The sequence below is a fragment of the Desemzia sp. FAM 23988 genome, assembly GCF_045528365.1.
In the GTDB taxonomy this organism is placed as follows: Bacteria; Bacillota; Bacilli; order Lactobacillales; family Carnobacteriaceae; genus Desemzia.
In genome coordinates this window covers 1-23,843 of sequence record NZ_JBGQQS010000006.1, presented here as the reverse complement: position 1 = coordinate 23,843, position 23,843 = coordinate 1, and the positions used below count along the sequence as shown (strand labels likewise).

The window sequence follows — 23,843 nt, the reverse complement described above, 5'->3', positions numbered from 1 at the left end:
CTTATAAAGACACCTCACTATCTTTTGCTAATGCAGCAATGACTTGACTACGAACAATGATTCCTAACAATTTACCGTCTTCTACAACAGCAACTGGAGTCGAAGCGTCATGAATAACTTCAAATATATCACTGATCAGTGTAGTGCGTTCTACAGTAGGAACATCGGTTCTTAAGACTTTATCCAATGTTTTTTCTTGTCTTTTAACAGCAACCGCAGCACCTTCGTCTGTAACGTATCCGTGTAATTTACGACTGTCGTCGATCACCAATATGTTGGAGATCCCTTCTTGTTCCATACGACGTAATGCAACGTTTGGTCCGTCTTGTCCGAGTTTTAATACAGTCGGGCGAGCCATGATATTTTCAGCAGTCAATACTCGAGCGCGATCGACATCTTCAACAAATTTTTCTACATAATCATTTGCTGGACTGGTAAGAATATCTTCTCCAGTGCCGATTTGAACAATTTCTCCATCTTTCATTAAGGCGATACGATCACCAATACGTAAAGCTTCATTCAAATCATGCGTAATAAAAATAATGGTTTTGTTCATTTTATCTTGCATTTCAACCAATTCATCTTGCATTTCCCGACGAATCAAAGGATCTAATGCTGAAAAGGCCTCATCCATTAACAAGATTTCAGGATCGTTAGCTAAAGCACGCGCTAACCCAACACGTTGTTGCATTCCTCCTGAAAGCTGACTAGGAAGCTGATCTTTATAGGCAAGTAGTCCAGCATTGTCTAATGCTTTTTCTGCACGTTGACGACGTTCAGCTTTATCCATACCTTGAATTTCCAATCCGTATTCCGTATTTTCTAATATCGTACGTTGTGGGAATAGTCCGAAGTTTTGGAAAACCATACTCATTTCTTTTCTTCTGACGTTACGTAAATCATCTTTTCCCATTTGTGAAATATTGTTTCCATCAATAAAGACATCACCTTTAGAAGGTTCAATCAGACGGTTCAGCAAACGAACGAGTGTCGATTTTCCACTTCCGGAAAGACCCATGATCACAAATATTTCTCCTTGTTCAACAGAAAAACTAGCATTATTTACACCAAGAGTGGCACCAGTTTCTTTAAGAATTTCAGCTTTTGTTTTACCTTGGCTGGCTAACTTTAAAGCTTGTTCTTCTTTTTTTCCAAAAACTTTTGATAAATTTTCAACAGTTACTTTAGGCAAAAAGGTTCAACTCCTTTGTTTATTTTAAAAACTAATGGAATCAGTTTGACGTGAAAAGCGTGCAAAAGATTGATTCCATCGTCTTTTTAAACAGTTTTTGTTTTTTTCCCGCGTCTTGAACACAATAATAACCGTAACATACATGAAACTTGTATGTAAAATAACACAAGGACGTAAATCAGAATGTTATCGTTTACTAAATGCGATATGACAGAACTCTAAGAATTTAGTGAGAAAATATGGAAGGAGCTGAATTTTCGTGCACTAAAAATTAGTAATTGCTAAACTAAAGAGAGCGAACTTGGAAAAAGACATAGTACGAAAATGCTGTATTTTATGATAAAAAGATAAAAAAAGAAAGAAAAACTCATTGACAAGCAAACGCTTTCATGATATATTTTATGTGTAAAGAGGGACATGCTAGAAACATTAGATAAGAAAAGAAAGAGCATGCCGCTCTTTAGAAGAATCTTTTTATAAGATTCTTAGGTTAACGGTTTAAGTAGAGCTGTTGACCCAAAGTATCTTAGTTGATGTACTTCGTAGATTTATAGTATTATTGAAGACATCAAACTAGGATCTACTATCATAGCAGCACGGAGTATCTCACAGCTAGATTTTTAGAAACACTATTCAAAGAACACTCTTCTAAGAATAAAGATTCAAAGAACCAAGATGTAAAAAGTTTAGTTCAGAAAATCTTAGTGACAACTATCTAGTTGTAGTAAGACCATTTATGAGAAGTGGCATCGAAAATAAAAATGTGAGTACCTGTGTTGCACATATGAGAGGAAGGAGCCTAACAGAGGTTCCTTCCTTTTTTAATCCATTCGCTTATTTTTAAAATGAATCTGTCTTTTTTTTTTTACATCCATCTTTCCTTAATGAGTATCGAAACCGCCTACGCCTATATCAATAGAAGAAAGTTGTTTTACTGAAAGGAGTTCCATATGATGAAAATAATATTGTTATTCCTACTATTTTCTTTCCCCTTACTCGTATCGTGCGAATCCTCAAAAGATGAAGAAATGCCCTCAAACAGTCAAGTTGAATCTTCAAGTGAATCCGCTGAAAAAGCCTCAGAATCTCCAAAACAATCGGAAGATGTCTCTGAAGAATTTGAACCTGCAGCCTATGAAATAATAGAAGCTTATGAAAATCTAACTTTTGAACAACCGCTCTTTTTTACTGCAGCAAGTGACCATTCGAATACTGTTTTTGTAGTCGAGCGGACTGGCAAGATTTATGCGTTTGAAAATTTACCGGATGCGGCTGAAAAAGAACTTTTTATCGATCTAAGCGATAAGATCAGTTTAGCGGGAAATGAAATGGGACTATTGGGATTGGCATTTCATCCAGAATTTAGTGAAAATGGGTATTTTTATGTGAATTACACAAATGGACAAGGAACTAAGTTGTCTCGTTTTGAAGCTGACCCATTGACTTACGAAACAGCGCTGGACAGTGAAATGACTCTGATGGAATTTCCACAACCTTATACAAATCATAATGGGGGACATATTGCTTTTGGACCAGATGGTTACTTGTATATTGGAACTGGAGATGGCGGAGGAAGCGGAGATCCGCAAAACAATGCACAATCGCTAGACGAAGTTTATGGCAAATTGCTGCGGATTGATGTAGATAGCTCAACAAATGGGTTGCCTTATGGGATTCCTAAAAATAATCCATTTGCAGGAAACGATCAAGGTTATCGAGAAGAAATTTTTGCTTATGGACTGCGTAATCCTTGGAAGTTTAGCTTTGATGTACAACGTAAATGGATATGGTTGTCGGATGTCGGACAGAATGCTATGGAAGAAATCAATCTGATAGAAACCGGCAAAAATTACGGTTGGCGTTTGATGGAAGGTACAATGGAATATGCGTCTGAGGATTCAATGGAAGAACTTGATCTGGAAGAACCTATTTGGGAATACGATCATTCTGAAGGGCAATCTATTACAGGAGGATATGTTTATAGTGGTGAAGGCAATAGCAGCCTAAAAGGGATGTATATATACGGAGATTTTGTGTCCGGAAAACTATGGGCACTTTGGGTGACGGACAATGAGTCTATAGACAATGTGGAGATTGCTGATACAGACTTAATGATTTCTTCATTTGGCTTAGATGAAAAGGGAGAATTGATTATTGTAGACTTCAACGGCAAACTGTATCGCCTTCAAGAAACGAATTAATTTGTGCTGTTATATAGTCTGTTGTGATGTATATGGATGCAAAAATAAAGTATAATAAAGGTGAAAAAAGATGAACCAATAATGAGCTGGAGGAGGAATGTCCATGATAAAAAAGCTATCCTTCCTTTTGTCGTCTGTTTATTCCACACCCGCATGCTAAGGCTTGAATGAGAAAGAATGGGTGATAGAGATGATAAAAAAATTTCAACTAGTGAAAGTAATTGCAGCACTAGTTGCCTCCTTGCTGGTGATGTTTTCTTTAGCAGTGCCGGTCTTTGCAGCACCCTCTCAAGCTGTTTATCGAGTAAATACTACCACTAAAGTCGTTTCTTTCACATTTGATGACGGAAGTGATGGCGGACATATCAACGAAATCTTGGCTATTTTAGTTAAAAACAATATTAAAGCAACTTTCTTCCTTACTGGAGCCGCCACTCAACAACACCCTAATTTGATTCGCAATATTGTCAATCAAGGCCACGAGATTGGGAACCATTCCTTCAACCATCCTGATTTTACTAAAATTTCAACCACTCAAATGAAAGACCAATTGAATAGAACCGAGACCATGGTCAAAAATGCTACCGGGAAAACAACTAAGCCGCTCTTTAGACCGCCGTTTGGTGCGTCCAGTACTACCGTTTTGAATACGGTAGGAGAAATGGGATATACCAAAACGATCATGTGGACAATTGATACGGTTGATTGGCGAGGAGACTCTGCCGCAACGATGACTAATAAAGTGATTAATAACATCGTACCAGGTGCTATTGTGTTGATGCATGCAGGACAAGATACGTTTACTCCTGAAGCTTTACCCGGAATGATCAGTAAATTAAAAGCTTTGGGATATAAATTTGTGACTGTTTCTCAACTATTAACGTATCAAAGTTCTTCTACAAGTGGGAGAACACATATTGTTAAAGCAGGAGAAACATTGTACAGCATTGCGTTACGTTATGGAGTGACCGTTCAACAACTGGCAACAACCAATCGCTTGGCTAATCCGAATTTGATTCGAGTCGGGCAAGTATTGACGATTCCAGGATCTGGCGGGACAACACCTCCTCCTACTAGTCTAAGACATACTGTTCGAGCTGGAGACACACTTTATGCGATTGCACTAAGATATGGTGTAACGGTACAACAAATCGTTGCAGCAAATAAAATCACCAACCCAAGTTTGATTCGAGTCGGCCAAATATTGACGATTCCAACACGCTCTCAAACCACACCACCGCCTACGACCCCTGTCAAATATACAGTTAAAGCTGGAGATACGTTATATCGAATCGCACAAAGATACAACACGACAGCCTTAGAGATCGCGAAAGCCAATAATATGGCTAATCTCAATCTGATTCGAATCGGACAGGTATTGACAATCCCAAATTAAGCGTATCGAAATAAAAGAAAAATCCAAGAATGAGATTCTTGGATTTTTCTTTTATTTTTCGTGTACTATTTTAAAGAAAAACAGTACACTTAAAGAGATAAAAAGCGATTACAACATTTCTGTAAGAATGAAAGGAATAAATTAAATGACGTTGATTTTGGTGATTGTGTATGTGTCCTTTATCAGTTTAGGACTGCCAGATTCATTGCTGGGCTCTGCTTGGCCAGCTATGTATCAGGGGTTAGGGGTTTCGATTTCTTCAGTCAGCTGGATTTCGGTTATTACGACTGTAGGAACAGTGGTGTCCAGCTTACTAAGTGGGAGAATGTTGAAACGATTCGGTACAGGAAAAGTGACACTGGTCAGTATCTTCCTTACAGCGGTTGCTTTACTCGGTTTTGCTTTTTTACCTGCGTTTTGGTGGTTATGTGTCTTAGCGATTCCCTTAGGATTGGGAGCAGGATCGGTGGATGCGGCATTAAACAACTTTGTGGCATTATATTTCAAAGCCAGCCATATGAGTTGGTTACATAGTTTTTGGGGATTGGGAGCAACGCTCGGGCCACTGATTTTGTCTTTTTTCATTGCGCGCGGCAGTTGGGAAAACGGATATTTAACGATTGGTATTCTACAGCTGGCCTTAGTAGTGATTATAGCTACTGCATTACCTAGATGGAAGAAAATAGAGCAAGCTGACACTCGGATGGCTGCAGAAGACGAAGAGAAACAGCAATCTAAAAAAAGTGTTATCCAACAATCGAGTGTTAAATTATCGGTATTGTCTTTCTTTTTGTACAGCGCCATAGAAACGACTACTGGATTATGGAGCAGTACTTATCTCGTAGAATACAAAGCCTTACCACCTGAACTGGCAGCTCGGTGGACATCGCTGTTTTTCTTAGGAATAACGGTAGGAAGACTGGTTTCCGGCTTTTTAACCTATACGATCAACAATAAAAACTTGATTCGTATCGGACAAGTGATTTGTGCGGCTGGTAGTGTGGTATTGGTTTTGCCGTTGCCTGACTTCTTTTCAATGATTGGACTGTTGTTGGTCGGTTTAGGATGTGCGCCTATGTATCCCAGCATGATGCATGATACGCCAAATCGATTTGGCAGAAGTGCATCTCAGTCAGTCATGGGGCTGCAAGTGGCATTTGCCTATATTGGGAGTTCTATTATGCCGATTGTTTTCAGCGGATTAGTTTCAATGAATACCATTGCGCTTTTTCCCTATTATATTTTATTCAGTATCATTCTCATGATGTGGAGTTCAGAAAAAATGAACCATTATTTATTCACCAAAACCAATGATCTTTTGGGAAAATGAAGGATAAAAAAATGAAGAACGATGCATAATTAATTAAGCAGGCAGCTTTCTCTGATCAGGGAAAAGCTGCCTCTTTATTTTAATGATCAACAATTGACAAAGACAGGACTGTGTATATAGAAGGTGTATAAACCGTTTTCTTCGTAAATATGCCGCTAAGAATTTATAATAAATACAAAGCTACACTAAAACGGAGGTGGGAGAATGTTAAAGGACTTTTCATTTAAAGAAACTGCTAATCTGTATACCAATTTTAAACGCAAAGAATTAGGGGAGCGGTTAGCAAGAGCACAACGCCTAGTGAAAAATTTGGACATTCCTGTGCTGATCATTGTTGACGGCTGGGAGTCTTCTGGAAAGGGATATGTCATCAAAGACTTAGTCCGTGAATTAAATCCGAAATCTTATAAAGTGAGTGTTTTTGAAACACCAACAGAAGAAGAAAATGCGCGACCATTTTTGTGGCGTTTTTGGGAAAAAATCCCTAAAAAAGGGGATGTTGCTATTTTTGACCGCAGTTTTTATTTCAAATTATTAACGGATTTGTCGATCAATAAAGAGGAATTGGAGCAAGGAATTCAAGACATTAGTCTCATTGAAAAAGAACTGTTGGATGATAAAGCGATCATCTTGAAGTTCTTCTTGCATCAAAAAGAAAAGACGCAACAAAAAAGGATCGATGAATTGAAAAAAGATCCTTATAGAGAATTTATGATCAGTGAGCGGGATGAAGAACAGTATCAGCATTATAAAGATTATTTGGAACACTTTGAACAGGTTCTGGAAAAATCTGATTTTCCTTTCAGTCGTTGGCATATCATTTCTACGGAAGATAAAAAAGCAGCTTCTGAACAAGTATTAGGCATGTCAATAGATTTAATTCATCAAGGAATCGACCGTATCATGGGGATGAAAAATGGAGGCGTTCAGCATTTTCGGGAATACTCTGAGGTAGAAAGACCGTTAGAAAAAGTCGATTTGACTCTTAGTTTATCAGATCAGGAATACGACGAACGAAAAGATGCCCTTCAACTAGAAGCGCAACAACTGGCTTTCCAGCTCTATACTAGAAGAATACCGACTATTCTTGTTTTTGAAGGAGTGGACGCGGCTGGAAAAGGCGGTGCTATTGAACGACTGACTCGAGAAATGGACCCTCGAGGCTATGAAGTGATCACTACATCTGCGCCCAATAAGTTAGAAGAACAATACCATTATCTATGGAGATTTTATCAGAATTTTCCTAAAAGAGGAGATATCAAGATCTTTGACCGCAGCTGGTATGGTCGTGTAATGGTCGAAAGAGTGGAGGGATTTGCATCGGTTGAAGAATGGGACCGGGCATACGAAGAAATCAATCAAATGGAAGCTCAGTTGACTAATTTTGGTACGCTTGTCGTCAAGTTCTTTCTGTACATTGATAAAGAGGAACAATTACAACGCTTCAAAGATCGTGAAAACGAGCCAGATAAAGTGTACAAACTAACCGATGAAGACTGGCGAAATCGTAAAAAATGGGATGAATACATTGATTCAATGAATGAAATGCTGGTACGTACGAGTACATCAACAGCACCATGGACAATCGTAGCAGGAAAAGATAAAAAATACGCTCGTATCCAAGTGCTCGAAACGTTTATTAATCAAGCAAAAAAGATTATTGCTGAACATCAAGAATCGAATTAGGAGGAACTAAAGTGTCTAAAAACACCTATTTAGAACATCCAGAAAAATTGTATGACAAACTGATTGCCTTACGAGAAGAGGTTGTTGAAGAAGGCAATAAATTATATGACAAATGGCAACCGTTTTTAAAAAAAGAGCATAAGGAGTTAAGTGCTCGTAATTTGGCTTATTATCTAGTACTGCGGAATTATGACATCCGTAAAATCCAAGAAGGTTTAACACCGTGGGGACTATCCTCACTTGGAAGACTGGAATCCAGAGTGTTGGACAATCTAAATGCTGTTATTTTGAGCTTAGGAAAGATATTGGAAAAGGATATAGGCTCGGAACAACTGGAATATCCGTCTATCGAGTCCTACATTTCTGGAAATGAAGAATTGGAAAAGAATACAGCCACGATATTTGGAAAGAAACCAAAAGAACGATTTACCCGTATCATGGTGACACTACCCAGCGAAGCGGCAAAAGACAGCTCTCTGATAGAGAAATTAATGAAAGCAGGAATGAATGTAGGCCGCATCAATTGTGCCCATGATGACCTTAAAACATGGTCAGCCATGATTAAAACGATCCGCAAATGTGAGAAGAAATTGGGGCAAGAGTGTCAGGTACTGATGGATATTGCCGGGCCTAAAGCTCGAGTTAGCTGGACTTTTACTACATTAAAGAAACCAAAAGTAAAAGTGGGGCATAAGTTTTTATTAACGGGTGCTGAAATACCAGAAAAAGTAAATGGTATTGATTTGGTATTAGGCTGCAGTGTACCTGAAATTTTAGATGATTTAAAAAAGGGCGACCCTATAAAAATAGATGATGGAATTGTAGAAGGGATAGTGAAAGAAGTCATTGATGAGGGAGTCATGATCGAGGTCAAGAAAGTGGACTCTAAAAAAGGGGTTCGTTTAAAAGCAGAGAAAGGACTGAATTTTCCAGAATCGGAATTAAAAATGGAATTCCTTACTGACAAAGATAAACAAGATTTGGATTTTGTCTGCAAACATGCAGACATTATAGGTTTTTCATTTGTAAAAAATGCAGAAGATGTGCAGCACATTCAGGAAGAATTGCAAAAACGAATGACGGAGGAAAAGGCTCTTTCTGTTCCTTTGATGGCTAAAATAGAGACCGTTGAAGGTGTGCTGAAGTTGCCTGAAATCATAGTAGCAGCAGCCGGACAAAATCCTTTTTCCGTCATGATCGCTCGTGGGGACTTGGCAGTTGAAGCTGGTTTCTTGAGATTAGCTGAATTGCAGCAAGAGATTCTCTGGATTTGTGAAGCGGCAGACGTGCCGGTAGTATGGGGAACGCAAGTATTGGAAAATATGGTTGCCAGCGGAATCCCCACTAGAGCAGAAGTGACGGATGCAGCCCAAGGTAGTCGTTCAGAATGTGTGATGTTGAATAAAGGAGAATATTTAGTAGAAAGCGTAGACTTCTTAGCCGAAATCATTAAACAAATGCACGAGCACGAATACAAAAAGACCCCTAAATTAAGAGCATTGAGCATTGCAAAACGCGAAGTTGAAAAAGATAACTAAATCAAAAGAGGCAATCGAGGTGGACTCAATGGCAATAGTTGGAATGGAATTAATGTTTCGGATCGATGATTCGTTTTCTCTAAAAGATAAACGAAGCGTAGTCAAAAGCATGATTCATAAAATGCATGGCAAATTCAATATCAGTATAGCGGAGATTGACAAGCAGGATATGCTGAATCAGGGTGTTATTGGCATAAGTGTAGTTGGAAATGAATATCAACAATGCCATACAGTTTTAGACAGAGTGCTGGACGAAATCGAAAAAACATATGCAATAGAAGTGTATAAAATTGAACGATTTGAAGCGTGAATGAGAGATCTGCGCAACTTTTTTAAGAAAAGAGCAAAGGAACAGCGTGTAGTTCATGCGTAGCTGATTGGCTGGTTTGAGTTCGAGATTCTATTAGACTTATGCCAGCTAATTTTAGTTTTAGTCATGTTTATGAATGCTTCTGGAGAGAAAAGGGCACGCATTCGAATAGAAAACGTGGATTATTAGTCAACTGAGTATTATATGACTGCTCACTTGATTAATAAAGTACGTTTACTCTTCAAGCCGCAACCAATTAAACTATCACTTGACTAATAAAGTAGATTTATTCCTCAAGTGAACATAAGATAAAGCCCTACTTGAGGAATAAACATAACATAACCGTCATGCTGGCTATCCTAAGCACATGTTTCTCTCCATTTAATCACCATATCAAAAAAAGAGCTGGATTCAGGATAGGAATTCCTATCTTAAATCCAGCTCTTTAAAATGAAGATTATTTACCCATTTCCCCTTTTAGACGAGCTAGCTCGTCTTCAACTGCAGCAGATCCTTGAGAAGAGTATTTTTCTTCCAATGATTTTGCTGGATCTTCGGGTTCTTGGTTTAATTCAGACATGGCATTCGCTTCATCCAATCTGCGAGATGCTTTTTCTTCCATCCGTTGGAAAGCACTCATAGCACCTTCTGTTTTTCCAATAGAGTCACTGACATTATTAAGTTTTTCTTGTGTATCTGCCACAGACATTTGTGCTTTGATCATTGAACGGCGGCCTCTAAGTTTTTCAATATCCGAAGCCAATTTGTCATGCATTTGACGCATCTTTGAGGCATTTTCATGTGCGGAAGCGTATGATTTTGCCAACCCAGTCCCGATATCTTCCAATTCTTGTTTTTTAGCTAGGAAAACACGAGCATCATCATCATTACCAGCTTCAACAGCTTTTTTGGCAAAGTTTGTATATTTCATAACTTCTGCTTCATTCTCATCTACTAAGCGTTTTGATTTGGTTTCTTCAGCCATAACACCAGCGGTATTTTGTTTCACTTCTGCTAAGTCTTCCATCATGTCGCGCAGGTACTGGTCAATCATTTTTTCCGGATCTTCCATTTTGTCGATGATTGCGTTGATATTTGCACTAATGATATCTTGGAACCGATTTAAAATTGCCATGTTGCATTCCTCCTAAAAGTGGGTTTATTTTTTATTGTCGTTCTCATATTTTTTTGCCAAATCTTCTGCTGCAGAATCACCAAAAGTATCTAGAGGTTTACTCAACATTTCTTCTGTACGTTTAGCTTCTAAGTTCTTTTGTTGTTGTTTTCGTTTCCACCAAGTGTAAAGCAAGAAAATCAATATTACGATACCTAAAATGATAAAGACGGTGATCCATGGAGAGCGGGTTACTTCCATCATTCTATCTGCTGCATCACGAAACGAGTTACTGAAAAATTCTTCTTCAGTTAGACTCTCATCGTAATAATTCCTATCCAGATAGTCCAACAAAATGTCTCCGGCTTCAGTATCGATCACACTTTTTGCCTGCGTTCCAGTCACATAGTAATCCATGTAATTGCCGTAGTCAGCTTCACTTCTTTGGAAGAATACCAATAATAAATGAGCTTCATCGGTAAATAATTCATCATATAAATTTCGCGAGAATTCCTCTAGTTCAGCGCTGGTAGGTGATGTAGAACCGTTTATGTTATCTGTGATATAGACATGCGGCTGAACTCCAGTTTCATTATAGAAATGGCGTAGTCCGTCTGTCATAACGGTTTGATTACCAATCCAACCTGCTTGATCAGTGTAGTAATCAGTTTCATTTACAGAACCTTCAGGTAGTGCTTCTCGTTCTATAGTGGAACGGGTGATATCACTGCTGCCGCTGGTACCGATTGAACTGGAACCAAAGAAATACAGAATAGCTCCGATAACCAGTAAAACGATAATTAGGGTGCTGCAACCAGAGCTGCCGCAACCTCCTCCGCCGCCACCAGTACCATAATAACGTCCACTGCGGGGTCTTGAGCCATAGAAGGGACGAGTTGGAATAAAGATTGGTCTTGAAGGGCGGTTGTAACCACCTCTGTTTCTCGAAGAACCTCCAAAGCCTCCAAAACCGCCACTGCTTCCTCTGCCACTCCCGAAGCCGCCTCCGCTTCGGCCGGCTCCACCACGACTGCCCCCGAAAGATCCTCCTCCTCCGCGACTACCGCCGCCTCTACTGCCGCCACCTCTACCCATATGTGTGTCACTCCCTTAATGCAACCTAATGCTAGTATCCTAAATCTAGCACAGTGTGTTAAACGCTGTCAATTTATATGATATTGCGAAGTAACGGAAAACTCTATACCCAGTAATAATATAAGCAGTATTCACGAATATAAAAATGTACAACGTAACTTTCGCGCTATCAAACAAAAAGCAGTATAATGTAAGCAAATAACAGAGCGCCCTAAAATAGCGACTTTTTTGAAAAGCAGCAGTGCTTACTTAGGTAACTCAGGATAATGAAGAAGAGAGGTGAAAACAGATGGTAGTAAAAGCCAGTCAGCTATTTGTTAATTTACCAGTGGAAGATCTAAAAGCGTCAAAAACATTTTTCGCGCAACTAGGTTTTGGGTTTGATGAGCGTTTTTCGGATGAGAATGCAGCTTGTTTAGTTTTGGGACCTAATATGTATGTTATGTTATTGATGGAAGAATTCTTCAACAGTTTCACCCATAAAGGCGTAACAGATACCACTAAAGAAAACGAAAATATCCTAGCCATTAATCTTTCTTCTAAAGAAGAAGTAGACGAAGTATTCAATAAAGCTCTTGAAGCAGGAGGAAAAGACAAATCAAATCCTGGAGAAGAAGAAATGATGTATTTTAAACGCATCAGTGATTTAGATGGTCATTTGTGGGAAATTAGTTTTATGGATTTCAATCAATTCGATAATACAGAATATACAACCTATGGATAACTAAATAGGACAATGTGAGGAGGGGGAGACTGTTGTTGAGCCTCTTTTTTGACGCTTATTTTACGAAAAGGCGAATTTGTTGTAAAATGAGAGTATTATGTATAGAAAGTCGGGGTTAGTATGGAATCTGCAATAGATTTATGGGTCATTAAGGGAATGCCTAAGGAAACTTTAACAGATCACTTAATGAGTTACAAAAAAGATACTTTGTTCCAATTAGCTGTACAGCATCAAGTAGAGGTAAGAAAAAGTTATACTAAGGCAAAAATCACCGAGTTATTGATTCCAGTAATCAAAGAACATTTTTCAACTGAATGGAGCCACTTTTCTTCAACCGAAAAAGAAGCGTTTCTGCAACTGCAGAATGCTGAAGAAACAGAGTTTAGACAACTGCAAAAATGGATTGAAAAAGGTTATTTATTTGTATATGTAGACAGTGAACAAATAAAAATGAAAATGCCGAACGAGTGGACTGAACAAATAAGCCAAGACTCAACTGTATCAACTAGCAATGAGACAGGTAATTTTGGTTCTTTTTATCGTAACGCCGCAACTTTTAAGCAAATATTCGGCTACATAAATGTCCATTACTTAGTAACGGTTTGGAATCGGTATTATGAAACAAAATTAGAAATAGAAGAAGCTGGCAAAATGCTGAAAGAGAAGAATATCTTATCTTAATGAAAAAATCATTTGAAAAAGCATTATTTTTCTAAAAAAGGTTGCTATTACAGCAAATAATAAGATAGACTAATGAAAGATATAAAAAGGTCAGGAGTAATATTCATGAATGGTAAAGAAACAACAGCCAGCACTTCAACTAATGGGCTGGTAACATTGCTGCAATCAAACACAAAAGACGTGATGATGAATATTGCAGACAAGCACACTATAAAAGTTTACAAAAGTCATACAAAAACTAAAATGGCTGAAAGTATGAAAGAAAAGATGCTGGAAAACCTTCCTCATCTATTAAGCTCTATGGATAACAACAGTCAAGGAACGCTTAGAAAGGTTCTTTCGTTTAAAGAAAATGAAACGATTTTTGATGTCCTAGATGCTAAACCCTTAGCTGCCTTAGCTGAGTATGGATACTTATATGTGGAAGAAGAAGATGGTGAATTTCAACCTTTCTTAGCAGATGAAGTAAAAGAAATAATCGAGAGCTTAGAGGATAACGAAGAATATACAGTAAAAGTTGCTAAATACCAAGAGTTTTCAATGTATGTGACGGCATTGCTCCATTTATACGGCATGTACACAGTAGAACAATTTGTGAAGGTGTGGAATGAGCACCATAGTGAAGCCATCACTGAAGAAAATGCCAGTGAGTCTATTACTCACTTAGCGGATTGGGATATTCATTTCATCTTCAATGAGAATCTTATCACTTCGGTATTATTTGATGCAGAGGGGATTGAACAAGAAAGTCTGAAACGTATCCTTCACATAGCTTACTTCATGCCGACTATAGAAGATATTCAGTATTATGAAGACCATTGGATAAATGCGGATTTATTGCAATACTTGAACATGAAAAACTTCCTTGCTCGTAAGGAGTTTGGTGAAGATACGAAGAATATCGCTTTGTATACGATTGTTGAAGGAGCTGTTATTGGCAAATCTGGAGAAAAACTGTACCAAGATTTGACTAAGCGTGGATTCTCATTCGACAGCAAAGAAGAAGTTATGGAATTTGTGGAATTGTTTAAAGAGCTGAGAGAACATTCAAGAACTTGGCACAATCACGGTTTTACGATTCAAGAATTAGCCTCAAGCAAAATGGTTCAATCTGCTAATTTAAAACCGGTGAAACAACCTGTAACGGTGCACAAAGTTGGACGTAATGATCCATGTCCATGCGGCAGCGGTAAAAAATACAAAAAGTGTCATGGAAAATAAACAAATAGAATAGAGTTACCGAAAGGGACTGTTTCAAAATCGAGCATCCATACTCGATTTTGAAACAGTCCCTTTCTATTTTTAACACTATCCATTAAAATGAAATCAACAGATACATCCATAAAGATAAGGTGGGATGAAGATTGTGGCAAAACTTAAAACAAAAGAAACAGATCATAATGTGGATGCATTCGTAGATTCTATTGAAAATGAACAGCAGAGACAAGAAACAAAAGAATTGATCTGGATATTTAGAGAAGCGACTGGTTTTGATGCTAAGCTGTGGGGAGAAAGCATCATTGGTTTCGGTAGTTACCATTATAAATATCCTTCTGGACATGAAGGTGACAGTGCTCTAGCAAGTTTTGCTCCCCGAAAAGGAAAGTTTTCGCTTTATTTGTGGTTGAATGAAGAGAGAAAAGTTGTACTATTGAATGAGTTGGGCAAGTACACTAAAGGAAAAGGTTGCGTGTATGTCAAACGTCTATCAGATATCCACATAGATGCTTTAACGCGTTTGATCAATGAGTCTGTAGACTATTTGCAGAAAGAGCATGGCATGAACTAAAAGAAATGCGAAAGAAACGGTTGGTGGTAAACCAATCTTTGAAGGAGAAGAGAATGACAAGATTGATGATAGATTCCGACTGCGATCAAAATGAAATGATGCAAGCCAATTATGACTATGAAGTGGTGCCTTTGAGCATCACGATTGCAGAAAAATCGTATTTAGATGGTGAAGAGATCGCATTAGATACAGTCTATGATTATATGCGACAAGGAATAGTTCCCAAGACCTCGCAAATTTCAGCTGAGTCTATGATGAAAGCATTGGATAAATACGTTGCAGAAAAAGAAGATGTGATTTATTTAGCTCTATCATCGGAACTTTCAGGAACGTATAACTTAGGGTATCAAATCATGCAAAGTTATAAAGAAAAATACCCAGATTTAAAGTTTACTGCTGTAGATTCTAAAGGTGGAGCTGGTGGTAGTGCTTTGATTGCACTGCAACTGTTGCAAATGATTGAAAAAGGCTGTGCTTATGAAGAAATCGTAGACTTTGCCATATGGAGTGCGGATCATATGGAATACCACTTTACAGTGTCCAATTTAGAATGGTTGGTTAAGGGTGGACGTTTACCAAAAGTAGCAGGCCAAGTTGGAACAGCATTAAATATCAGACCTTACTTGAAGTTAGAAGAGGGCAGGATAAAAATTCAAAAATTGATTCGCGGAGAAAAAAGAGTGTTTAAACGCATTCTTAAAGATGTCCAAAATGGGGTGGGAGAGTTTACGCAGCAAACAATTGGAATTAGTCATGCAGATGATGAGGAAATCGCAAAAATAATTGGTGAAAAAATTAAAGAGATCATTCCAGAAGCCAACATAGAACTGTTCAAAATAGGAGCAGTACTCGGGCCACACATAGGGATCGGCGGAGTAGGCGTTTTCTACTATAATGAAAAATCAGAGCGCTAATCAAGGCGTTTAGCTGCCTTGATTAGCGCGTTTAAACCAGAGCGTGGAGCAAAATGTTAAGACTTACGAGAGAGTAAATTTTGGTCTGCGCAACGCATCTAAGCAGACTGGAGATAACCTCTACAGATTGTAAGATTACGAGTTATAGGCGATTTAGTTAACATTTGCTCACAAAAAAAGAGCCATTAGGAGTTGAAAACCTAATGACTCTTTTTTTGTGAGCATTTTGCAATTTAGAAACGGTCTTTTTTAAACTGATTTCTAAAGAAGTAAGCCGTAATCCCAAAAGCCAATAATTCAGCGGTCGGTACTGCAAAATAGACTCCATATAAACCAAAGAGATGAGAGAATAAAAGAATTAATGGAATGAGCACAATAATTTGCCGCATCAAATTCAAGAAACTAGCTAGACGAACCTCACCAATAGCTTGGAAATAATTGGCCCAGACAATTTGAATCCCAACTAAAGGAAATGCCAGTACCCAGATACGAATAGCAGGTACTCCTAGTTCAATGACTGCTGGTTCTTGATTAAACATCATCACTACAAATTCTGGGAAGATCTGAATCGCTAAAAAACCAAGGGTGGTAATGGCTCCACCAATAATAGATCCCATTTTCAATACTTCTTTGACACGGTCACCTTTCCTAGCTCCATAATTGTAGCTTGTGATCGGCTGCATCCCTTGTATCAATCCGGAAACAAACATGATAATCAAAGTAACAGCACTGGTAATAATACCGGCCACAGAAACGGCTACATCTCCACCATAATTTACTAAGGTATTATTTAGAACAATGTTTAATACGCTATTAGCGATTTGGAGCATAAAAGCGGGGATCCCTATAGAAAGAATAGAGATGATGTAGAATTTTTTTAAAGCCATGTTTTTGATCTTTAATTTAACATTGCTTCTAGCACTCAAAAAGTAAAACAACTGCCAAATCATAGAAAGAAACTGACCACCAATTGTGGCATAAGCAGCTCCCGCCATGCCCCAACCCAGTTGGACGATAAAGATATAGTCAAAAATAATATTGAAACCTGCCCCGATGAGCATACTAATCATAGAAACTCTAGGACTACCATCTGCCCGAGCAAAGTTATTCAGTGTCATAGCAATAGCTTGGAAGATAGCTCCATATAAAATAATACTTAAATATTCCTCTGCGTACGGTAGTACATCAGCACTAGCCCCCAAGAAAACCAAAATCGGCTCAATAAATATATTTCCGAAGATCATAAATAGAGCCCCTAAAAGAATAGCCAAGGTCAGTGCATTTCCTAAATAATGCTGCGCTTTATCGGTTTCTTTTTTACCTAAGCTAATGGAGAAAATAGTAGCTCCACCAACAGCAACCATTAACGCAAAGGCTAATAACACCAATGTTACCGGATAGGTAATCGACACAGCTGCTAAACCTAGCGAACCTAGACCAGGGGCGTTTCCAATAAATATTCTGTCTACAATATTGTAAATCCCGTTTACCATCATTCCAATAATAGCCGGAATAGCAAATTCCATTAACAATTTCGGAATTTTTTCTGTACCTAAACGGTTTTCTTCGTTCATTTAATGACCTCTTTTTCTAAAAAATAATAATACTATAAAAGTATCAATACACAGGAAGGTTGTCAATACAGAAAATGAATAATTGAAAAAGAAAAGCATAAAGCATATTATTTTAATCTTTTGCAAAGATAGTCTATACTCAAATGTGTACAAAATATTACAAAAAATAAAGGAGAGAGATGAAATGGATAATATATCGAATACTATCAGTTCAGGTTTCAACTCATTCGTTAACTTTCTGCCCACTCTATTAGGTGCGATTGCCCTATTTCTAATTGCTTGGCTGATCGCAGCATTATTAAGAAAAGGGATCCAAAAAGGCCTGCGTAAAATAGGCTTTAACAGACGTTTAGTGAAATGGGGGGTAGTACAAACCGAAGAACAAGCTAACACAACCATTGATTCAATTGGAAATGTTGTCTACTATCTTGTATGGTTATTATTCTTACCAGCAATCCTTGGTATGTTAGGTTTAACTGCGGTAGCTCAACCAATCTCTAACATGTTTGACACAGCATTGAACTTTATCCCGACGTTAATCGGTGCGGCGTTTATACTAGTTTTAGGGTACTTTGTAGCAAAATTTGTCAAGAACCTGGTTTACAACTTAGCTTTATCGCTTAACTTAGACAAATGGATGAATAAATTGAGCGGCTCAGGAGAAACTCCTGATGCAACTCCGTCACCATCACAAAAAGGTACAATTGCTAAAGTATTAGCTAACTTGGTTTTCGTAGTCATTTTAATTCCAATTGCTACTGCAGCTCTTGAGATTTTAGGAATTGAAAGTATTTCTAGACCAGTAGTAGGTGTATTGAACTCAATTTTAGCAGCCATTCCAAATGTATTAGTAGCTGTTATTCTTTTAGGCCTTGGGATCTTTATTGCTAAATTTGTAGGACAATTACTTGCTGATTTGTTACGCGGAACGGGTATCAACAGCTTGACGAAATACTTGAATACAAACGGTAAAATGAATATTGACTTAGCTAAATTAGCTGGCCAAATCGTTTCTGTAGTGATTGGTATTTTCTTCTTAGTTGAAGCACTAAATGTACTAAACTTAGAAGTTCTAAACACTATTGGAGCAGCGATTATTTCTTACTTGCCACTAGTTATTAGTGCATTAGTTATTTTAGGACTTGGTATCGTGGGAGGAACATTATTAGGAAACTTCATTTCTAGTTCTACGAAGAGCGAATTCTTTGGAGAAGCTGTGAAGTATATCTTGATTATCTTCTCAATCTTTATGGCATTAGATCAATTGCAATTTGCAACAAGCATTGTTAATACAGCCTTCATCTTCATTATGGGTGGTATTGCTGTAGCCTTTGCTATTGCCTTTGGTATTGGTGGACGTGACGTAGCGAAACGTACGCTTGAAAAAGCAAATGATAAAGCTGAACAAGAATCAAACAAATCATCAAATGATTCTACACCACCAACACTTTAAAAATGAATAGAACAAGGTACAAAGAGTCGACTCCTTAGTGAGTCGACTTTATTGTGCTTTTTTCTGCATTTTTAAGTTCAAAAGATATATTAGGTTACTTTACAAATTGCTCATTTACTTGTAGTCCATTTCAGTATAAGTGCCTTTTATGGTATAATAAGTTACGTATAAAAAGTAAGCACATGCATTTTTGTTGTTCGTAGATGACAGTCAGTGGTTGATGAATTGTATCATGTGTGGACAAATTATAGGAAAGGAAGTGGATTTTATTTGAACCCATTAACAGAAAAATTTAAGGAAGTTCTCCTCTCTGTACTTCCGATTGTCGCAATAGTATTAGCATTAAACTTTACCATCGTTCCTTTAGATACGACCGTCATTTTACGATTTATATTAGGAGCAGCTTTCATTATTACTGGACTAGCTATCTTTTTACTAGGGACCGATATTGGAATAACACCGATTGGTAATTACTTGGGAAAAGCTGTTACAAAAAGTAATAAAGTTTGGGTGGTAGTGATAGCGGGATTATTTCTAGGCTTTTTTATTTCTATTGCTGAACCGGATTTGCACATCTTAGCAAATCAAATCAATACCGTTACTGGAGGTCTAGTTCCAAGTTCCACTATTTTGGTCTCCGTTTCCATAGGAATAGCAGTCATGATGACTGTTGGAATATTGCGTATCGTCTTCAGTATTCCCTTGTTCAAAATTTTAACAGGTGTTTATCTCTTCATTTTTGTCCTCTCTCTTTTTACTTCTAGTGAGTTTTTAGCAATTTCTTTTGATGCTTCAGGTGCCACAACAGGTGCACTTACAGTACCATTTATGCTGTCTTTATCATCTGGGATTTCTGCTATGAAGAAAAATGGAAAAGCTTCAGAAAAAGACAGTTTTGGATTAGTGGCTATTTCTTCTTCAGGAGCTATTATGGCAGTGATGTTTTTAAATATCATTACTGGCCAAAATGAATTAACCGGTGAACTGCCTGTTGATTTAAATCCTTCAGGAACAGTTTGGGAACCTTTCTTCCATGAAATTCCTATCATCTCTCAAGAAATTTTTATTGCTTTGCTACCAATTGTGTTAACGTTCTTAGGATACAACTATTTGTCTTTAAAATTGCATAAACGTCCTTTAGCAAGAGTTTTGAAGGGAATAGTCTATGTATTTCTAGGATTGGTTATTTTCTTAGTTGGTGTGAATGCTGGATTTATGAACGTAGGAAGTTTAATCGGATACAATCTTGCTGGTATGGATGCTTCGATTTATTTACTTCTAATTGCTTTTGTGTTAGGATTGGTTACGATTTTAGCTGAACCGGCAGTGTACGTTTTAACTCAACAAATTGAACAAGTAACGAATGGTTATGTGAAAAGAAAAGCTGTTTTAGTAGCCTTATCTCTTGGTGTTGGTTTAGCAGTACTGCTGTCTGTTATTCGAATCATGGTACCAGGATTGGAATTGTGGCATTACTTATTACCCGGATACATTATTGCTCTTGGCTTAATGTACATTGTTCCTAAAATGTTTATCGGGATGGCATTTGATGCGGGTGGTGTTGCATCTGGTCCAATGACTGCAACCTTTATCTTAGCTTTCGTTCAAGGAGCGGCTCAATCAATTGAAGGTGCAGATGTTATACGAGATGGTTTTGGGATGATTGCCATGGTAGCCATGATGCCGATCATTACATTACAAATACTTGGGTTGATTTTTAAATTGAAATCAAAAAGGGAGGATCGTTAAAACTATGACTGAAAATCCATCAGTAAAAGAAAATATAGATTTGCTCTTTTTTATCGTCAATGACGGTATGGGGAGTGACGTCATCCGCATCGCTAAGAAAAATGGCTCTAGTGGCGGAACGGTCTTCTATGGATATGGAACAATCAATAATTTGCGCTTAAAAATGCTTGGTTTAGATAATATTCGCAAAGAAGTGGTCCTCATGCTAACGGAAGAATCAAAAAGTGAGAGCATTATGAAGGTTTTGACAGATAAATTAAAATTAGAGCGACCAAATCGTGGAATAGCTTTTGCGATTTCATTATTGAACATTCTTGGAAGACGAAATAGTACGTATGATCAAAATGCTCAAATTAGAGAGGATGACAGTGTGATGCACCAAGCCATTTTTGTGATTGTAGAGCGCGGACAAGCGGAAGAAGTTATTGATGCCGCTGTGGCAGCAGGTTCTCAAGGTGGAACAGTTATTAGCGCACGAGGATCAGGAGTTCATGAAACGAGTCGCTTATTCGGCATGGATATTGAACCTGAAAAAGAAATCGTTTTGATTTTGTCAGAGAATGATAAAGTAGACCCAATTGTTGCTTCAATCAGTAATGCGACAGAAATTGAAAAACCAGGACAAGGAATTTTATTTACCGTCGATGTAAAAGATACAAAAGGATTGTTTTAATCTAGAATCCTAAATCAACTTTAGCCGTAGCTCTAAAAGGATTTTTTGAAATCCTTTAGGGCTGCGGCTTTAAATTTTGACTATATAATAGTGTTTAGTATGGATGCTAGTCGTTCCTACTCCTCATAAGAGACAAAAATCATTACTAAAAAGAAAAATAGAGAATTCTTGGTGACAGAAAAATGATCGATTCGAATTTGCGTGTCTTTTTTGAGGGATTTTAATCCATAAAGGAACGAAAAACTTATTTACATTCCTTTTTCCGTAAACTTACACCTAAAAAGTAACGCAAACAGTTTTTGCATGCCATTTTTCAGGATTGGAGTCTCATTAGGGAACGCAAAACTTAAATAAGAAAAGCTTTTCTTTAAATTAGCAAAATCCTAGGTGCTTGCTGCAGGCACTAATTATAAAAATCCTAAACTTTTGACTTAAGGATAGGGCTTAACTAAAATTAAGAAAAGGGAATAAATAATTGTCTTGATATCACTAAGTTAAAGTTGGAGGAATGTTAAATGGCTCTGAATGAAAATGAAAGAAAAGTATTAGATGTGATTCGAGAAGATCCATTTATTTCACAACAAGATCTTGCAGATTCGATTAAATTATCTCGTTCAGCTGCTGCGAATATCATTTCGGGTTTAGTAAAAAAAGGATATCTATTAGGGAAAGCGTATGTGATTAATGAAGATCGCCCAGTAGTTTGTATTGGAGCAGCGAATATTGATAATCGCTACATCGTACAAGATAACCTCAGAGGCAACACATCCAACAATGTAAAAGTAGCTTCTTCATTGGGTGGAGGAGCGCGAAATGTTGCAGAAAATTTAGGGAGATTAGGAGAACACGTGGAATTGATTTCAGTTGTAGGCGATGATGACAACTGGGAAAGAATCAAAGAATACTCTAAGCCTTTCATGAATTTATCCCACGTCAAGGTATTGGAACAACAATCGACCGGAAATTTCATTGAAATTCTTAGCAAAGAACAAGAATTATTAGTGGGACTTGCAGATATGTCAATTTATGATTGCCTAACTCCTGAATTGCTTAACAAATGTCTCACGACTATCCAAAGAGCAAAATGTGTCGTTATAGACTTGAATTGTCCTAAAGAAACCATTGAATTTTTACAGGCCTTTACCAAACGCCACAACGTCCCATTAGTGCTGCTTACCGTATCGACGCAACAAATGGTGAACTTGCCGGATAGGTTGGATGGAATAATTTTGGTGACCAAACATAATGAAGCAGAAGCCAAATTTAAAAAGAACGTCCAAACCGATCAAGAATTAAAAGAAATGGCACAAATGTATATGAAAAAAGGAGTTAAAGAAATCATTATTTCAAAAGACAGCGAAAAAGTAGTTTGGGGAAAAGAGGGGACTGTTCGCTTTTTTGAAAACCCAAGTCCTCATAAAAGTCGGTATGAATGGGGGCAAAATGAAGCCTTTTGTGGAGCGATGATATATGCAAGATTAAATAACCGCTTTGGAGACAGTCTCACTGCAGGAATAGTTAATGGCTACCTGACACTTGAAAGCTTGCAAATTGTCCGTCCCAATCTAACTGCAGAAAGATTAAAAAAGGATATGGAAGAAATACACATTCCTGACTATGAACGCGCATAAGCATTATTTTTTCTGCTAGCTCAAAAGAGCAACTTGTGTTATCTTTTAATCAAACACAATGAATGCGAGGAAATAATCGTGAAGTATATAAAAATTATTGGGAATATGTTGTTAACGCTTGTGATAGTACTTTTTGCCATCACTGCAGCCATTAGCTTTTTTTCGGGCCTAGAAGATGAAGGATTATTCGGGTACAAAGGCTATACCGTTGTCAGCGGAAGTATGGAACCGGCTTTCTCAACTGGAGATTTTATATTCGTGGAAACAACGCCAATTGAGGAAATCGAATCAGGCGACGTAGTTACTTTTACACGTGAGGAAGAGTTCGTGACACATAGGGCTATTGAAATCAATGATACAGGTCTTGTGACCCAAGGGGATGCCAATAACATTGCGGATCAAGGAGAAGTGACCGAAGACAACTATATCGGTGAGCTGGCTCTGATTGTCCCTTATTTTGGATATGTAGTAGTCGCTACCCAGCAACCTTTAGTTTTAGGTATTCTAGTAGCTTTACTTGGTTTGTATTATGTTCTAATGTATGTTAAATCCACAAAAGAAGAGAAACCAGATACCACGGAAAACCACAACATTTAAAAGTTAAGCATTATGAGAAAATTGTTATTTTTTGTTCACAATTAAATAATATCCTAGATAATTCATAGTTTTATGAGTTTGCGCTCTAAAACCGTATTTCTTCAACATTTGTAAAGAGTTTCTTTTTTCACCCATTTGGTGCGTGAAAAAAGAACACCTTTCTGTTAATGTAGATTTGACGAAAATACAAAACAGA

General features: G+C 37.6%; 19 protein-coding genes and 1 pseudogene. 16 read left to right on the top strand and 4 right to left on the bottom strand.

What is annotated here, in order from left to right; genetic code table 11:
- Position 1: 1 nt before the first annotated feature.
- The gene (locus ACEN4L_RS04930) at positions 2 to 1,192 is read right to left on the bottom strand and encodes a glycine betaine/L-proline ABC transporter ATP-binding protein (protein ID WP_407096448.1); all 1,191 of its coding nucleotides are present in this window, start codon (positions 1,190 to 1,192) and stop codon (positions 2 to 4) included.
- Positions 1,193 to 2,145: 953 nt separating this feature from the next.
- On the opposite strand from ACEN4L_RS04930, the gene ACEN4L_RS04925 reads away from it, so the two are divergent.
- The 6 genes from ACEN4L_RS04925 (at position 2,146) to ACEN4L_RS04900 (ending at position 9,653) form a co-directional block, all read left to right on the top strand.
- Positions 2,146 to 3,393, top strand: coding sequence for a PQQ-dependent sugar dehydrogenase (locus ACEN4L_RS04925; RefSeq protein ID WP_407096447.1), 1,248 nt, complete (start codon positions 2,146 to 2,148; stop codon positions 3,391 to 3,393).
- A 190-nt stretch (positions 3,394 to 3,583) separates the two neighbouring features.
- On the top strand, positions 3,584 to 4,789 hold the full coding sequence (locus tag ACEN4L_RS04920) for a LysM peptidoglycan-binding domain-containing protein (protein ID WP_407096446.1): 1,206 nt from the start codon (positions 3,584 to 3,586) through the stop codon (positions 4,787 to 4,789).
- A 145-nt stretch (positions 4,790 to 4,934) separates the two neighbouring features.
- The gene (locus ACEN4L_RS04915) at positions 4,935 to 6,119 is read left to right on the top strand and encodes an MFS transporter (RefSeq protein WP_407096445.1); all 1,185 of its coding nucleotides are present in this window, start codon (positions 4,935 to 4,937) and stop codon (positions 6,117 to 6,119) included.
- 204 nt (positions 6,120 to 6,323) lie between these two features.
- Positions 6,324 to 7,805 carry a phosphate:AMP phosphotransferase gene (locus ACEN4L_RS04910; RefSeq protein ID WP_407096444.1) on the top strand — a complete coding sequence of 494 codons (1,482 nt, stop codon included), beginning with the start codon at positions 6,324 to 6,326 and terminating at the stop codon, positions 7,803 to 7,805.
- Between the two features lie 11 nt (positions 7,806 to 7,816).
- Positions 7,817 to 9,343: a pyruvate kinase gene (locus ACEN4L_RS04905; RefSeq protein ID WP_407096443.1), complete on the top strand. Its 1,527-nt coding sequence runs from the start codon at positions 7,817 to 7,819 to the stop codon at positions 9,341 to 9,343.
- A gap of 28 nt (positions 9,344 to 9,371) precedes the next feature.
- Positions 9,372 to 9,653, top strand: a complete 282-nt coding sequence (locus tag ACEN4L_RS04900; RefSeq protein WP_407096442.1) for a DUF503 domain-containing protein — start codon at positions 9,372 to 9,374, stop codon at positions 9,651 to 9,653.
- Positions 9,654 to 10,110: 457 nt separating this feature from the next.
- Here the strand turns inward: ACEN4L_RS04900 and ACEN4L_RS04895 are convergent, their stop codons facing one another.
- Positions 10,111 to 10,788: a PspA/IM30 family protein gene (locus tag ACEN4L_RS04895; RefSeq protein WP_407096441.1), complete on the bottom strand. Its 678-nt coding sequence runs from the start codon at positions 10,786 to 10,788 to the stop codon at positions 10,111 to 10,113.
- 24 nt (positions 10,789 to 10,812) lie between these two features.
- Positions 10,813 to 11,862 (bottom strand): hypothetical protein, encoded by a 1,050-nt coding sequence (locus tag ACEN4L_RS04890; RefSeq protein WP_407096440.1) that lies wholly within the window; start codon positions 11,860 to 11,862, stop codon positions 10,813 to 10,815.
- A 289-nt stretch (positions 11,863 to 12,151) separates the two neighbouring features.
- Between ACEN4L_RS04890 and ACEN4L_RS04885 the strand changes: the two genes are divergently transcribed.
- From ACEN4L_RS04885 to ACEN4L_RS04865, 5 genes and pseudogenes are all read left to right on the top strand, one after another.
- A complete protein-coding gene (locus ACEN4L_RS04885; protein WP_407096439.1) occupies positions 12,152 to 12,586 on the top strand; it encodes a VOC family protein in 435 nt (144 codons plus the stop codon).
- 120 nt (positions 12,587 to 12,706) lie between these two features.
- Positions 12,707 to 13,267, top strand: a complete 561-nt coding sequence (locus tag ACEN4L_RS04880) for a hypothetical protein (RefSeq protein ID WP_407096438.1) — start codon at positions 12,707 to 12,709, stop codon at positions 13,265 to 13,267.
- Positions 13,268 to 14,392: 1,125 nt separating this feature from the next.
- Positions 14,393 to 14,488 (top strand): annotated as a pseudogene (locus ACEN4L_RS04875) (SEC-C metal-binding domain-containing protein); the annotation flags it as partial.
- Positions 14,489 to 14,633: 145 nt separating this feature from the next.
- Positions 14,634 to 15,056 (top strand): DUF1801 domain-containing protein, encoded by a 423-nt coding sequence (locus tag ACEN4L_RS04870; RefSeq protein ID WP_407096437.1) that lies wholly within the window; start codon positions 14,634 to 14,636, stop codon positions 15,054 to 15,056.
- A gap of 53 nt (positions 15,057 to 15,109) precedes the next feature.
- Positions 15,110 to 15,970, top strand: a complete 861-nt coding sequence (locus ACEN4L_RS04865) for a DegV family protein (protein WP_407096436.1) — start codon at positions 15,110 to 15,112, stop codon at positions 15,968 to 15,970.
- A gap of 233 nt (positions 15,971 to 16,203) precedes the next feature.
- Here the strand turns inward: ACEN4L_RS04865 and ACEN4L_RS04860 are convergent, their stop codons facing one another.
- Positions 16,204 to 17,544 (bottom strand): MATE family efflux transporter, encoded by a 1,341-nt coding sequence (locus ACEN4L_RS04860; protein ID WP_407096435.1) that lies wholly within the window; start codon positions 17,542 to 17,544, stop codon positions 16,204 to 16,206.
- Between the two features lie 184 nt (positions 17,545 to 17,728).
- On the opposite strand from ACEN4L_RS04860, the gene ACEN4L_RS04855 reads away from it, so the two are divergent.
- The 5 genes from ACEN4L_RS04855 to ACEN4L_RS04835 all read left to right on the top strand — a co-directional run bounded on the left by ACEN4L_RS04855 (position 17,729) and on the right by ACEN4L_RS04835 (position 23,647).
- Positions 17,729 to 18,997: a mechanosensitive ion channel gene (locus ACEN4L_RS04855; RefSeq protein WP_407096434.1), complete on the top strand. Its 1,269-nt coding sequence runs from the start codon at positions 17,729 to 17,731 to the stop codon at positions 18,995 to 18,997.
- A gap of 270 nt (positions 18,998 to 19,267) precedes the next feature.
- On the top strand, positions 19,268 to 20,746 hold the full coding sequence (locus ACEN4L_RS04850; RefSeq protein WP_407096433.1) for a DUF1538 domain-containing protein: 1,479 nt from the start codon (positions 19,268 to 19,270) through the stop codon (positions 20,744 to 20,746).
- Between the two features lie 4 nt (positions 20,747 to 20,750).
- Complete coding sequence (locus tag ACEN4L_RS04845; RefSeq protein ID WP_407096432.1) at positions 20,751 to 21,419, top strand: P-II family nitrogen regulator; 669 nt, start codon at positions 20,751 to 20,753, stop codon at positions 21,417 to 21,419.
- Between the two features lie 515 nt (positions 21,420 to 21,934).
- Positions 21,935 to 23,050, top strand: a complete 1,116-nt coding sequence (locus ACEN4L_RS04840) for a carbohydrate kinase (protein WP_407096431.1) — start codon at positions 21,935 to 21,937, stop codon at positions 23,048 to 23,050.
- A gap of 78 nt (positions 23,051 to 23,128) precedes the next feature.
- A complete protein-coding gene (locus tag ACEN4L_RS04835; protein ID WP_407096430.1) occupies positions 23,129 to 23,647 on the top strand; it encodes a signal peptidase I in 519 nt (172 codons plus the stop codon).
- Positions 23,648 to 23,843 lie beyond the last annotated feature (196 nt).